The 12,835-nt window shown below is 60.4% G+C and carries 15 protein-coding genes; 12 read left to right on the top strand and 3 right to left on the bottom strand.

What is annotated here, in order from left to right:
• Positions 1-3 precede the first annotated feature (3 nt).
• The 3 genes from K7H91_RS12230 (at position 4) to K7H91_RS12220 (ending at position 1,470) form a co-directional block, all read left to right on the top strand.
• Entirely contained in the window at positions 4-186 is a 183-nt protein-coding gene (locus tag K7H91_RS12230) for a hypothetical protein (RefSeq protein ID WP_230720565.1), read from the top strand.
• Entirely contained in the window at positions 186-326 is a 141-nt protein-coding gene (locus K7H91_RS12225) for a hypothetical protein (protein WP_230720564.1), read from the top strand. Before K7H91_RS12230 ends, K7H91_RS12225 begins: the two co-directional genes overlap by 1 nt.
• A gap of 358 nt (positions 327-684) precedes the next feature.
• Entirely contained in the window at positions 685-1,470 is a 786-nt protein-coding gene (locus tag K7H91_RS12220; RefSeq protein ID WP_230720563.1) for a hypothetical protein, read from the top strand.
• Between the two features lie 55 nt (positions 1,471-1,525).
• Here the strand turns inward: K7H91_RS12220 and murB are convergent, their stop codons facing one another.
• Complete coding sequence (gene murB, locus K7H91_RS12215; protein ID WP_230720562.1) at positions 1,526-2,512, bottom strand: UDP-N-acetylmuramate dehydrogenase; 987 nt, start codon at positions 2,510-2,512, stop codon at positions 1,526-1,528.
• 143 nt (positions 2,513-2,655) lie between these two features.
• Positions 2,656-4,719, bottom strand: coding sequence for a lytic transglycosylase domain-containing protein (locus K7H91_RS12210; RefSeq protein ID WP_230720561.1), 2,064 nt, complete (start codon positions 4,717-4,719; stop codon positions 2,656-2,658).
• 199 nt (positions 4,720-4,918) lie between these two features.
• Between K7H91_RS12210 and dapA the strand changes: the two genes are divergently transcribed.
• Positions 4,919-5,800, top strand: coding sequence for a 4-hydroxy-tetrahydrodipicolinate synthase (gene dapA, locus K7H91_RS12205; protein ID WP_230720560.1), 882 nt, complete (start codon positions 4,919-4,921; stop codon positions 5,798-5,800).
• A gap of 34 nt (positions 5,801-5,834) precedes the next feature.
• A complete protein-coding gene (gene smpB / locus K7H91_RS12200; protein ID WP_230720559.1) occupies positions 5,835-6,314 on the top strand; it encodes an SsrA-binding protein SmpB in 480 nt (159 codons plus the stop codon).
• 38 nt (positions 6,315-6,352) lie between these two features.
• On the opposite strand, the gene K7H91_RS12195 is transcribed toward smpB, so the two are convergent.
• Positions 6,353-6,931, bottom strand: a complete 579-nt coding sequence (locus K7H91_RS12195; RefSeq protein ID WP_230720558.1) for an NYN domain-containing protein — start codon at positions 6,929-6,931, stop codon at positions 6,353-6,355.
• Positions 6,932-7,216: 285 nt separating this feature from the next.
• On the opposite strand from K7H91_RS12195, the gene rpoZ reads away from it, so the two are divergent.
• From rpoZ to rnc, 7 genes are all read left to right on the top strand, one after another.
• On the top strand, positions 7,217-7,618 hold the full coding sequence (gene rpoZ, locus K7H91_RS12190; RefSeq protein ID WP_230720557.1) for a DNA-directed RNA polymerase subunit omega: 402 nt from the start codon (positions 7,217-7,219) through the stop codon (positions 7,616-7,618).
• A gap of 92 nt (positions 7,619-7,710) precedes the next feature.
• Positions 7,711-9,897, top strand: a complete 2,187-nt coding sequence (locus K7H91_RS12185; protein WP_230720556.1) for a RelA/SpoT family protein — start codon at positions 7,711-7,713, stop codon at positions 9,895-9,897.
• 23 nt (positions 9,898-9,920) lie between these two features.
• Positions 9,921-10,193, top strand: a complete 273-nt coding sequence (locus tag K7H91_RS12180; protein WP_230720555.1) for a hypothetical protein — start codon at positions 9,921-9,923, stop codon at positions 10,191-10,193.
• Between the two features lie 51 nt (positions 10,194-10,244).
• The gene (locus tag K7H91_RS12175; RefSeq protein WP_230720554.1) at positions 10,245-10,826 is read left to right on the top strand and encodes a DUF2062 domain-containing protein; all 582 of its coding nucleotides are present in this window, start codon (positions 10,245-10,247) and stop codon (positions 10,824-10,826) included.
• 19 nt (positions 10,827-10,845) lie between these two features.
• A complete protein-coding gene (acpS, locus tag K7H91_RS12170) occupies positions 10,846-11,259 on the top strand; it encodes a holo-ACP synthase (protein ID WP_230720553.1) in 414 nt (137 codons plus the stop codon).
• 69 nt (positions 11,260-11,328) lie between these two features.
• Positions 11,329-12,075: a signal peptidase I gene (gene lepB, locus K7H91_RS12165; RefSeq protein WP_230720552.1), complete on the top strand. Its 747-nt coding sequence runs from the start codon at positions 11,329-11,331 to the stop codon at positions 12,073-12,075.
• Positions 12,076-12,777 carry a ribonuclease III gene (gene rnc, locus K7H91_RS12160; protein ID WP_230720551.1) on the top strand — a complete coding sequence of 234 codons (702 nt, stop codon included), beginning with the start codon at positions 12,076-12,078 and terminating at the stop codon, positions 12,775-12,777.
• The last annotated feature ends 58 nt before the right edge of the window (positions 12,778-12,835 follow it).

Genomic DNA, 12,835 nt, shown 5'->3' with positions numbered 1-12,835 from the left:
TTTATGTCAACTAGTCGACGCTCGCCGCGTGTTACGGCGGAAATGGCTGCAGATATCAAGCGGCTCTTGAAACAAAATATGATGCAGCACGATATCGCCGCGCGTTTCGGTATCAATCCGGGGCGTGTTAGCGAAATCAAGACTGGTAAAAAATTCGGCGATATTGCGCCGGAAAGGAGGGTATGATGGCGAAGAAACAATCGTCTTCCTCGACTTCCAGTCTTGCTAGCAAGATTTTGTCGGGCAGCAAAAAGGCTACATCGTCTGATGTGAAAAAGCTGGCCGCATCGGTTTTGTCTCAGGACGAAAAAAAAGGCAATAAATAGCTGACTACAAGAAGCCCGCTGAGAAACTCGGCGGGCTTTTCTTTTGGGTAAAGCAGGCGTAGATATACGCGAATTAAGAACAGAAAGCAGGCCGTCACACCGTTACAATTGTCGGAAATTATCCTTGTTTTTCAATGAGGTATACGAGTTCGAATCTCTCCACTCCGACCATTTTCCGGAAAATCATATAGTTCTAGGTCAGTATCGTGCCCTGCGGCCTGCTTACTTTAGTTTTTTTGTCGCGAGTGATGACCGCTTTTTGCCATGTCGACAGACGATGGGAGGTAGAAAAACAGGTACTGTGGCCTTTCATCGGGATTGAAACGCTGCCAGCGGTAGCCGCGCGAACGGAGAGCACATGGCACGTGGCAGACGAACGACACTTGAAAATTTAATCGACCTAAGCGTCCGAATTAACGGTCTTCTGTTCCCTATTAATACTCTTGAAAGCGCTGTGGCACGTTATACGCAGTCGCTAATCGCAATAAACGATAGCGACGAGTATCCGCTTTCACTAGCGGGCTCCGCTTTTGCCGCCTTTTACCGAGACAGATATATCGTCTTGTGTACTCGTCATCAGTTGCGGGCCCTCGGGCGAACGCCTGAAGCGTTTGGTTTGCTCGAAGGGGACGGGAAATATGCGATTACTTCGGCTGGCGTCCGTCACTTTACAAGCCTTAATGAAAGCGACTATCACGATATTGTCGCTTTTGATTTCACTGAGCCGTGTTTAGAGCGACCAGCATTAAAACAGAGATTTTTCGATCTAAGGGCGTTTCCGCTGGACGTTCCTAGCGATCAGATCATTTGTTTGATTGTGGCAGGATATGCCTACTCAGATCAAAACTATGACTTGGCTGACGATAGACGCTTGGAGCAAGCTATACGAATTTTGATTTGCCATACAGATGGACCCGATCAGCCTTCGGACGCGGCGCTTTTAAGAGTTCGACCTATAGAATCGCTTTCTTTCGATCCAGACGGACTAAGTGGTGGTGGTGCCTTCGTTTTACAATTCGTGAACGGGGAGGCACAGGCGTTCTTTGCGGGAATAATCACGCGGGCTGGAAGGGAGCATCTACACATCGTTAGATGCGGGTTCGTACGCCGATTTCTGGATGACTTTATCGATCGACCGGATTAAGCGTGAGTCTATAGGGTATCGCGAGCGACGTACTAGCTCGTTCTCCTTCCACCCTTTAAAACGCGATCGGTTCCTGCACCAGTTCCACGCCGAACCGCTCCCGCACCTTGCCGCGGATATGGTTGGCCAGCGCGGTGATGTCCGTGCTTGTGGCGCCGCCGTGGTTGACGAGGACGAGGGCGTGGCGGGCGTAGGTGCCGGCGGGGCCGAGGCGGAATCCCTTGAGGCCGCATTGTTCGATCAGCCAGCCGGCGGAGAGTTTCACCGTGCCGTCGGGCTGGGGATAGCGCGGCGCGCCCGCGATTTCGGCGGCCTTTTCGGCGCTGACCACCGGATTGTGGAAGAATGAGCCGGCATTGCCGAGCGTCCGCCAGTCCGGAAGCTTCGAGGCCCTGAGAGCGACGACGTGATCGAGTACCTCTTGCGCCGAGGCCTGCTCGGGCAACAGGTCGAGGCCGGCGTAATCGCGTTTCGGCTGCCACGCGGTCGGCAGGGCGAGCGTGACCGACAGGATGACATGGCGACCGGGTTCGGCCTTGAAATGGCTCTGGCGATAGGCAAAGCGACAGGCTTCGGCATCGAAGGTGCGGACAACGCCGTCCCGCAGATCGAAGGCGTTGAGCGACAGGAAGAAATCGGAGAGTTGCGCGCCATAGGCGCCGATATTCTGGATCGGGGCGGCGCCGACCGTGCCGGGAATGCCCGCGAGGTTTTCCAGTCCCGGAACGCCCTCCGCGACGGTCCAGGACACGAAATCGTGCCAGTTTTCGCCGGCCCCGGCGGTCACGATGGTTTCGCTCTCCGTCCGGCGCACAACCTGCCGGCCGCCGATCCGCATCAGCGCGACGATGGCCTCGAGCCACTCATTGAGCACCACATTGCTGCCGCCGCCGAGAATGCGCAGCGGCAGGCCGGAGGCGGCGCTTTCGCGGGCAAGTTCCGGCAGCATTTCCGGATCATCGACGATCACGGCCCGGCGCGCGGAAGATTTCAGGCCAAACGTGTTGCTGCCGGTCAGGTCGAAATCGGAAATCATGTCCATCGGAGGGCGGTTCCAGAAGTTTGGCGTCCGGCCGAGCCGGGCGGGCGCTGATGGTCGGTCAGATAGCCGAAAGCGCCGGCACGGCGCAAGGCCGGCCGACGCTCATGGGGGGGGCAATGGACTTTTCGCCCGGCGCTCCGCCGTCAGGTCCGGCCGTAGATCAGGTCGCGGGCGATATCGGTCGGCTGGTTGAGGCGGGCCTTGTAGATCTCGTAGTTCTCCATGATCCGCTGAACATAGTTGCGGGTTTCCGGATAGGGAATCGATTCGATCCAGTCGATCACGAAATCGAGGTTCTTGCCGCGCGGATCGCCAAAGCGCTCGATCCACTGCGGCACCCGCGCCGGTCCCGCATTATAGGCGACGAAGGTGAGGATATAGGAGCCGCCGAACCGGTCGATCTGCTCGCCGAGATAATGCGCGCCGAGCGTGGCGTTATAGGCCGGATCGCCGGTCAGCCGGCTTGCCGAATAGGAAAGTCCGTGGCGGCTTGCGACGCGCTGCGCGGTGGTCGGCAGAAGCTGCAGCAGCCCGCGGGCATCGGCCGGCGACACCGCGCCCGGATTGAAGGCGCTTTCCTGCCGCGCGATCGCATAGGCGAGCGCCATGCCGGAGCCGGAAATATTGGCGTTGGTCGGGATCACGCCGATCGGAAAGGCCAGAGCGGCGACATCGAGCCCGCGGCCATAGGCGATCTTGCCGACCTGAAGCGACAGGCTGTGGCTGCGGTCCTTTTCCGCCTGATAGGCGAGAAGGGCAAGTTCGCCGGGGCTTGTGAGCTGTTCGGCGAGCGCGCGATAGAGCGAATCGGCGCGCCAGCCATGGCCGACGGCCTCAAGCCGGGCGATCGCCTGCACCGCGGGATTACGCTGGTAATTCGTGCGGTCGGCGGCGGTCGGGCTCGGATAGGGCACGTTCAAACGCGTCTGTCCGAGTTTCTGCAGCGCAAGCTGACCGTAGAAGGTGGTCTCGTAGGCGCCGGCCTTGCGGTAGAAGTCACGTGCATTGCCCGGCCCGCCGGCTTCAGCAGCGCGGCCCTGCCAGTAATAGGAGCGCGATGCCGAGATCGGAGTGGAGGAGATCGCGACGATGTCGGCGAAATGTTTCGATGCGGTCCGGCCATCGTTCAGGCCGCGCAGCGCGATCCAGCCGGCGTGGAAGGCGGCATCCAGCCGGTCGAGACGACCCTCCGGCATCGCCGCGGCGACCACCTGATAGGCCTGACGCGGCTTTCCGTCTTCGTAGTAATGGCGGCCGATGATGCGGCTTTCGTCCCACCACTGGTCGGGATTGACGAGGGCTGCCTGATTGCGCGGCATCTTCTTCAGCAGCGCTGCCGCGGTATCAAACTGGTTGGTTTGACGGGCATTGCGGATCTGGATGTAGAGGAAGCCCGGATCACTGCGCCAGGACGAGTGCACGGCGTTGATCAGGCTGCCGGCATTGTCCTGCCGGCGAATGACGGCGGCCCATGCATTGTAGAAGGACTGCGCATTGCCGAGTTCGGAGAACCGCTTGGCCTGGGTCGCGCGGTCGCGGTAAAGCAGGTAGATCATCCGGTTCTTGTGATCGGTCTGGCTGAGAATAGAGCCGAACTCGTTGAGGATCTGGTTTTCCGAACTGGTGTCGAGCGCCCATCCGGTCCAGGCGCGGTTGATGATATCGTGCGCCTTCTGCTTCTGCCCGGTCGCCAGATAGGCGCGCGCGAGCAGGATCGTGCCTTGCGAGGTTTCCGGAAGCGTGTTGCCGAAGGCGGCCAGCACGGTGTTGGGCGAGGGATTTTCGCGCGCGAAGGCCCGTTCGGAATTGGCGCGCAGCGAGGAAAGCCCCGGCCAGCCGCGAAGCTCCTGCTGGGCTTCGGCAATTTCGGAGGAGGGGACGCCGGGTTCGCCGGAAACGGCGATCGCCCAGCTCAGAATCTGATGATCCAGGCTGTTGTCGGGCAGGCGCGCCCGCGCCTGCATCGCGCCTGGGACATTGCTGTCCTTAAGCGCGTCGAGACCCTGTTTCAGCACCGTGCTCGAAGCCGGATTGGCGATCGGCTGGCTGATCGCGCCCGTCACTTCAAGCGAGGGCGGCAGCGCGGAACGGTCCGGCCGGGCATAGGGAATCGGCGCCATCGAGGGGAAATCCTGCGCGGCAACGGGAGTCATCTCCGCTGCCGCCATCACGGCGGCGAGCGAAAGCATGGAAAGTGTTTTCTTCATTCGATCATCCAGGGGTCGAATTCAGTCGGGCTCCGTCAGTCTCGTTTATCGCGGTTAATATGGCCTTAAGCTATCACACAATCGAGCGGTTTGCTGCTTCGAATGCTAATGCTTGCAGTACCTGATGTCCGGCATTATGGTGCGCGCGATTTAACAACAAGAATGCGGCTTTAAAACGAAGGCCGTCAGGAGAATCTGCATGTTCAAGGGGTCCATACCCGCCCTTGTTACGCCCTTTACAGCCGACGGCGCGGTCGACGAGCAGGCATTCGCCGCGCATGTCGACTGGCAGATCGGTGAGGGCAGCCATGGCGTGTCGCCTGTCGGCACCACCGGCGAAAGCCCGACGCTGAGCCACGCCGAGCACAAACGGGTGGTGGACCTTTGCGTGGAAGTGGTCGCGGGCCGGGTTCCGGTGATCGCCGGCGCAGGCTCCAACAATACCCGCGAGGCGATCGAACTGGCGCTCCATGCGGAAAAGGCCGGCGCCGATGCGCTGCTCGTCGTGACGCCCTATTACAACAAGCCGACCCAGAAGGGTCTGTTCGCGCATTTCTCGGCGATCGCCGAGGCCACAAAGCTGCCGATCTTCATCTACAACATTCCGCCGCGCTCGGTCATCGACCTTCTGCCGGAGACGATGGGCGCACTGGTGAAGGCGCATTCCAATATCGTCGGCGTCAAGGATGCCACGGCCAAGCTCGACCGGGTTTCCGAGCAGCGCATGACCTGCGGCAAGGATTTCATCCAGCTTTCGGGCGAGGATGCCACGGCGCTCGGCTTTGCCGCGCAGGGCGGCGTCGGCGCAATCTCCGTCACCGCCAATGTCGCGCCGAAGCTTTGCGCCGAATTCCAGAACGCTCTGCTTGCCGGCGATTTCGCCGGGGCGCTGGAATACCAGGATCGGCTGATGCCGCTCCACCGGGCGCTGTTTCTTGAACCGGGCGTTTGCGGCACTAAATACGCGCTTAACAGGATCGGCCGTATGGACGGCGCGGTCCGTCTGCCGCTGACGCCGGTGGATGACAGAACCGCCGCCGAAATCGACGCGGCGCTGAAACATGCCGGATTGCTGAACTGAGCGCGTCCGGCAGATAGCAGACTGGAAGACTTTCATGGCTCCGAAGGGCAGCAAGGGTGGTCGGCTCAATATCGTCGCCGAAAACCGCAAGGCACGGTTCAATTATGAAATCCTCGACACGCTCGAGGCGGGCCTCGTGCTGACCGGAACCGAGGTCAAGTCGCTTCGCGAGGGCAAGGCCAATATCGCCGAATCCTACGCCTCCGATGAGGATGGCGAAATGTGGCTGATCAATTCCTATCTGCCGGAATATCTTCAGGGCAACCGCTTCAATCACGAGCCGCGCCGCCGCCGCAAGCTGCTTTTGGGCAAGCGGGAGATTCATCGCCTGCGCTCCGCGGTCAACCGCGATGGCATGACGCTGATCCCGCTGAAGCTCTATTTCAACGATCGCGGCCGGGCCAAGCTTGAGCTTGCGCTCGGCAAGGGCAAGAAGCTGCACGACAAGCGCGAAACGGCAAAGAAGCGCGACTGGAACCGCGAAAAGAGCAGGCTTCTCAAGAACCTCGGCTGACCAAAACGACGATTGCCGCCTTCGGGCGGCTCGTCGCTTCAGTCGTCGAAGTCGGAGCTCACCACTTCGGGCGTGCGCTGGGGTCGTTCCGATGGTTCGCGTCCGATATCCTGCTTCAGCGAAACCAGATCGATGAAATGGTCGGCCTGTCGGCGCAGATCGTCGGCGATCATCGGCGGCTGGGTTGCCATGGTCGAGACCACCGAAACCTTGCGGCCTTTGCGCTGCAGCGCTTCCACAAGCGTGGTGAAGTCGCCGTCGCCGGAAAAGATCACGAGATGATCGACCGTTGCCGACTGCTCCATCGCGTCGATCGCCAGTTCGATGTCCATATTGCCCTTGATCTTCCGCCGTCCCATGGAATCGGTGAATTCCTTGGCGGGCTTGGTCACGACCTTGTAGCCATTGTAATCCAGCCAGTCGATCAGCGGACGGATCGAGGAATATTCCTGATCTTCGATGAGCGCCGTATAATAATAGGCGCGCAGCAGGTAGGCCTTGCCCTGAAAAACCTTCAGCAGTCTGCGATAATCAATATCGAAACCGAGGCCCTTGGAGGCGGCGTAAAGGTTCGCGCCATCGATGAAGAGCGCAATTTTCTCGCGCGGATCAAACATAAAACATATCCTCAAATATAATTTACTTTACCGCCGGGTCGTAAATGATCGCATCGGCGATATACGGGTAAACGACAAGAGATCAAAATTGTGCCAGAAAGTTTACAATTCGCTTGAGATTTAAGCATCTGTTCAAAGGAATTCAACACCAAGTTTCAGGCTCGGCAGCCAAAACACGCAAGGCGGCAGCTGGCGGTCTTCCGAGGCGTTGAATTGTGCCTTGAAATCCGGGCGCGGCTCCTTTATGAGGTGCCTTTCCACAGAAATCTCCTAAAAGGACAGTCAATGGCTCGTGTCACAGTTGAAGACTGTATCGACAAAGTCGACAACCGGTTCGATCTCGTTCTGCTCGCAGGACATCGTGCGCGTCTCATCTCCCAGGGCGCCCAGATCACCGTCGACCGCGACAATGATAAGAACCCCGTCGTGGCCCTTCGCGAGATCGCCGACGAAACCCTTTCGCCCGACGATCTGAAGGAAGACCTGATCCATTCGCTTCAGCGCCATGTCGAGGTCGACGAACCTGAGGCCGACAGCTCGGCCAGCGCTTCGGCCGACGAGGACGCCGCCGAGCCCGCGGAACGCCCGGACATGCCGGATGCCATCCCCTTCGACCAGATGTCGGAAGAAGAGCTTCGCTCCGGCATTGAAGGCCTGGTTCCGCCGGAAAAAGGCGACGACTACTGATATTGCCGGCTGCGGGCGCACCCCGCGGCCGCTTACCATTTCAGCGGACTTGAGGTCCGCATTGCGCCCGTAACGGGCCCGGTCACTGAGCCATGATGCGGCAATACGAACTCGTTGAGCGGGTACAGAAATATAAGCCTGACGCCGATATCGCGCTGCTCAACAAGGCCTATGTCTACGCCATGCAAAAGCATGGGCGGCAGAAGCGCGCCAGCGGCGACCCCTATATCTCCCATCCGCTTGAAGTCGCCGCGATCCTGACCGACCTGCACATGGACGAGTCGACGATCGCGGTCGCGCTGCTGCACGACACGATCGAGGACACCACCGCGACGCGCGACGAGATCGATCAGTTCTTCGGCGATGAGATCGGCGCGCTGGTGGAGGGGCTTACCAAGATCAAGCGGCTCGACCTCGTCTCCCGCAAGGCGCAGCAGGCCGAAAACCTGCGCAAGCTGTTTCTTGCGGTTGCCGATGATGTGCGCGTGCTGCTGGTCAAGCTCGCCGACCGGCTGCACAACATGCGCACGCTTTATTACATGCGCGCCGACAAGCGCCGGCGGATTTCCGAGGAGACGATGGAAATCTATGCGCCGCTCGCCGGCCGCATGGGCATGCAGGACATGCGCGAGGAACTGGAGGATCTGTCCTTCCAGTATATCAACCCGGAAGCCTACCAGACCATCCGCGACAAGCTGCAGGACCTCGCCGGCCAGAACCAGGCCATGGTCAAGAGCATCGAGGACGAGCTCAAGGCGCTGTTGACCGAGCACGGTCTCGTCGATGTCAAGGTGAAGGGGCGGCTGAAGAAGCCGTTTTCGATCTTCAACAAGATGCAGTCGAAATCGTTGTCCTTCGAGCAGATGTCGGACCTTTACGGGTTCCGGATCATCGTCGACGAGCTTGAAAGCTGCTACCGGGCGCTCGGCTTCGTGCATACCCGCTGGCGCATGGTGCCGGAGCGTTTCAAGGACTACATCTCCAATCCGAAACAGAACGGCTACCAGTCGCTGCACACCACCATCGTCGGGCCGCTGAGGCAGCGCATCGAGCTGCAAATCCGCACCCGCGCAATGCATGACATCGCCGAACACGGCATTGCCGCCCATGCCCTCTACAAGGAAGGCAAGGTTGCCGGCGCGGCGCACGACGAAACAAATGTTTTCTCCTGGTTCCGCAAGACCATCGAGGCGCTGGCCGAAGGCGACAGTCCGGAGGAGTTTCTCGAGCACACCAAGCTGGAACTGTTTCAGGACCAGGTGTTCTGCTTCACGCCCAAGGGCCAGCTCATCGCGCTGCCGAAGGACGCGACGCCAATCGATTTCGCCTATGCGGTCCACACCAATATCGGCGATACCTGTGTCGGCGCCAAGGTGAACGGGCGGATGATGCCGCTGGTGACCCGGCTCAACAATGGCGACGAGGTGGAGATCATCCGCTCGGGCGTGCAGGTGCCGCCGCCGGCCTGGGAAGGCATCGTCGTCACCGGCAAGGCGCGCGCGGCAATTCGCAGGGCCACGCGCGCTGCGATCCGCAAGCAGTATAGCGGCCTCGGCTACCGGATCCTCGAGCGCACCTTCGCCCGCTCCGGCAAGACCTTCTCGCGCGAGGTGCTGGCCTCGGTTCTGCATCGTCTAGGCCAGAGCGATGTCGAGGACGTGATCGCCGCCGTCGGCCGCAACGAGCTCTCTTCCGTCGATGTGCTGAAGGCCGTGTTCCCGGATCACAAGGACGAGCGCGTCACCATCAAGCCCAGCGTCGAGGATGGCTGGGTGAGCCTGCCGAAGGGCGAGGGCATGGCGTTTCGCCTGCCGGATGCCGAGAGCGAGGCGGGCGTGCCGCTGCGCGGTCTCAACGGCGCGGCGATCGTGCGGTTTTCGCCGTCGGGCGCAGTCCCCGGCGACCGCATCGTCGGCATCACCGAGGATGACGGCAGCATCACGGTTTATCCGATCCAGTCGCCGGGCCTTCAGCAATACGAGGATCAGCCGGACCGCTGGGTCGACATCCGCTGGGATATCGATTCCACCAATGACAAGCGGTTCCGCGCGCGCATCGGCATCAACGTGCTGAACGAGCCCGGCACGCTCGCCCGCATCACCTCCACCATCGCCACGCTCGATGTCAATATCCGCTCGATCCGGATGGACGTCATCGCCGAGGATTTTGCTGAAGTCGGTATGGACATGGAGGTCTGGGACCTGCGTCAGTTGACGCAGACGATCAACCAGCTCAAGGCGCTCGATTGCGTGGCGACCGTGAAGCGGGAATTCGTCTGAAAGGTTGTCAGCTCCGTCGCCCCATGACACGCGATGTCCACAGCCGCGATGGAACATTATGGTTCAAGTTTGCGTCTAACAGTCATCAACCGACGAAAGGCAGGAACGCCATGTGGGATGGTTTACGCGACTTCTTCAAACGCTTCACGCACCCCAAGGTCAGCGAGAGCGAGGCCGAGGGCGTGAAGCACGTGATGGACAACATCGATCACAATTTCGATCCCGGCCGTCCGAAACCTGAAGATTTGCGGGAGAGCGACGATGAAGAGGTGCGCCGCCGCGTGAAGCCGGACTGAGTTTGGCCAAAACGCGCTTGCATTCATCCTCCCAGCTGTCAAAACTAGACCATGCTTTTCAAGAGACGTTCTCCGGCAAGTTTTTGGCAGCGATTGCGCGGCGCGGTCTGGCCCAGAAAGGGTTTCTGGCGCGTCCCGGTCTATATCTATCACCGCACCGTGCGGCTGCGGGCCACGCCGCACGCGATCGCTATGGGCATCGCGGCAGGGGTGTTCGTTTCATGGACGCCGTTCATCGGCCTGCATTTCGTCTCCGCCTTTGCGATCGCCTTCGTTCTTGGCGGCAATCTGTTCGCTTCCGCCCTTGGCACCGCCTTCGGCAATCCGCTGACCTTTCCCTTCATATGGCTGTCCACCTGGAAATTGGGCAGCTTCCTGCTGGGACGCAGCGCCGAAGGGCGTGAACATATCGACCTTGTCGACCTCGTTAAAAAGTTCGAGCTGTCCGATCTCTGGAAGCCGTTGCTCGAACCGATGATCGTCGGTTCGATCGTTCCTGCGCTCGTGTGCGGCGGTCTGTTCTACATCGCCACCTATTACGCGGTGCAGTCCTTCCAGACCCGCCGTCAGGCGATGATCGCGGCGCGTCAGGCTGAGCTCCAGAACGGGGCTATGAACGGTTCGAAGAATTGAGACCACCGGGAGGAATGCCATGATCGTCGGCCTCGGCAGCGACCTGATCGATATCAGGCGCGTGGAAAAGACCATCGAGCGCTTCGGCGAGCGGTTCACCGCGCGCTGCTTCACCGATATCGAACGCACAAAGTCCGACCGGCGGCGAAACCGCGCCGCCTCCTACGCCAAGCGCTTCGCCGCCAAGGAGGCCTGTTCAAAGGCGCTTGGCACCGGCATCGCGCAGGGCGTGTTCTGGAAGGACATGGGCGTGGTCAATCTGCCCGGCGGCAAGCCGACCATGAAGCTTACCGGCGGCGCCGGCATAGCGCTCGCGCGCCTAATTCCTGAAGGCCACGAGGCGCGGATCCACATCACCATCACCGATGATTACCCGCTCGCGCAGGCCTTCGTCATCATCGAGGCGGTGGAGGAGAGCGCGAAACCTTCTTAAAAACATTGCCCGTTTTTGGCTAAGGGGCTAAAGCTCATGGCGAAACCGGTGAGCAAAAGGAAGCACTGCGTGTCTGAAAAAGAAGAAAAACAGGAAAGCTCGCTGTGGAGCAATGTGAAGGTCATCGTCCAGGCCTTGCTTCTGGCAGTGGTCATCAAGACCTTCCTGTTTCAGCCGTTCACGATTCCCTCCGGATCGATGATGCCGACGCTTCTGGTGGGCGACTATCTGTTCGTGAACAAGTTCTCCTACGGTTATTCGCGCTATTCCCTCCCGTTCTCGCCGAACCTGTTTTCTGGCCGCATTTTCGGCAGCGATCCCGATCGCGGCGATGTCGTCGTGTTCCGCTATCCGCCCAATCCCGATATCGATTACATCAAGCGCGTGATCGGCCTGCCGGGCGACCGGGTTCAGGTCAGGAACGGTATTCTCTACCTGAACGACCAGCCCGTGCCGCGCACCGCCGATGGCACCTTCACCTCCGATTATCGCCGCGATCCGGGCCGCGATATTCCGGTCTTCCGCGAAACGCTGCCCGATGGCGTCAGCTACGACACGCTCGACGAATTGCGCAACGGCCCCGGCGACAATACCCGTGAGTTCATCGTGCCCGAGGACCATTATTTCATGATGGGCGACAATCGCGACAACTCGCTCGACAGCCGTTTCGATGTCGGTTTCGTGCCGGCCGAAAACCTCATCGGCCGCGCCAGCCTGATCTTCTTCTCGCTCGGCAACGACACCTCCTTCGCGCAGATATGGAAGTGGCCGTTCAACATGCGCTGGGACCGCATGTTCAAGGTTATCGGTGGCTGAATGACGGAAAGGCACGGCGCTGATGTCGACGCATTTGCCAAGCTGATCGGCTTCGATTTCGCCGATCGCAAGCGCCTCGCGCTGGCGCTGACGCATGCCAGCGCGCGCAGCGGCAAGGACGACAATTACGAGCGGCTGGAATTTCTCGGCGACCGGGTGCTGGGGCTGGTGATCGCCGAGAACCTGTTCCGGCTGTTTCCGGGCGCAAGCGAGGGCGAGCTTTCGGTGCGGCTGAACCAGCTTGTCAGCGCGGAAGCCTGTGCGCGGGTTGCCGACGATCTCGGCCTCCACCGGTTCATCAAGACCGGACAGGACGTCAAGAAGCTCACCGGCAAGCGCGTGCTTTCGATCCGCGCCGATGTGGTGGAAAGCGTGATCGCGGCGCTCTATCTGGAAGGCGGCCTGAAGCCCGCGCGCGAATTCATCGAGACCTGGTGGAAGCCGCTGTTTGCCGATGGCGTGACGCTGCGCCGCGATGCCAAGACCGAATTGCAGGAATGGGCGCATGCCCGCTTCGGCCAGACCCCGGTCTACAAGGTCGAGGACCGTTCCGGCCCCGATCACGAGCCGCGCTTCACGGTGACGGTCACCGTCAGCGGCGTTGCGCCGGAAACCGGCATCGATCGCTCCAAGCGCGCCGCCGAACAGGTTGCCGCGACACGGCTTCTGGAGCGCGAAGGCGTCTGGACGGCCGAAAGCTGAGCCTGCCATTATTGAACCTGTTATAATGCGGCCGCCGAGACGCGGAAAACCGCAGGAG

It is taken from the genome of Martelella mediterranea (assembly GCF_021021415.1).
Lineage (GTDB): Bacteria > Pseudomonadota > Alphaproteobacteria > Rhizobiales > Rhizobiaceae > Martelella > Martelella mediterranea_C.
Note: the sequence above shows the minus strand (reverse complement) of the source record. Positions and strands in the feature narration are given on the sequence as shown.

Coding starts and splice junctions, on each gene's coding strand:
- K7H91_RS12185 (WP_230720556.1), top strand. CDS start 7,711: ATGATGCGGCAATACGAACTCGTTGAGCGGGTACAGAAATATAAGCCT.
- rnc (WP_230720551.1), top strand. CDS start 12,076: ATGACGGAAAGGCACGGCGCTGATGTCGACGCATTTGCCAAGCTGATC.
- dapA (WP_230720560.1), top strand. CDS start 4,919: ATGTTCAAGGGGTCCATACCCGCCCTTGTTACGCCCTTTACAGCCGAC.
- K7H91_RS12195 (WP_230720558.1), bottom strand. CDS start 6,931: ATGTTTGATCCGCGCGAGAAAATTGCGCTCTTCATCGATGGCGCGAAC.
- K7H91_RS12230 (WP_230720565.1), top strand. CDS start 4: ATGTCAACTAGTCGACGCTCGCCGCGTGTTACGGCGGAAATGGCTGCA.
- K7H91_RS12180 (WP_230720555.1), top strand. CDS start 9,921: ATGACACGCGATGTCCACAGCCGCGATGGAACATTATGGTTCAAGTTT.
- acpS (WP_230720553.1), top strand. CDS start 10,846: ATGATCGTCGGCCTCGGCAGCGACCTGATCGATATCAGGCGCGTGGAA.
- rpoZ (WP_230720557.1), top strand. CDS start 7,217: ATGGCTCGTGTCACAGTTGAAGACTGTATCGACAAAGTCGACAACCGG.
- K7H91_RS12210 (WP_230720561.1), bottom strand. CDS start 4,719: ATGAAGAAAACACTTTCCATGCTTTCGCTCGCCGCCGTGATGGCGGCA.
- K7H91_RS12220 (WP_230720563.1), top strand. CDS start 685: ATGGCACGTGGCAGACGAACGACACTTGAAAATTTAATCGACCTAAGC.
- smpB (WP_230720559.1), top strand. CDS start 5,835: ATGGCTCCGAAGGGCAGCAAGGGTGGTCGGCTCAATATCGTCGCCGAA.
- K7H91_RS12225 (WP_230720564.1), top strand. CDS start 186: ATGGCGAAGAAACAATCGTCTTCCTCGACTTCCAGTCTTGCTAGCAAG.
- murB (WP_230720562.1), bottom strand. CDS start 2,512: ATGGACATGATTTCCGATTTCGACCTGACCGGCAGCAACACGTTTGGC.
- K7H91_RS12175 (WP_230720554.1), top strand. CDS start 10,245: ATGCTTTTCAAGAGACGTTCTCCGGCAAGTTTTTGGCAGCGATTGCGC.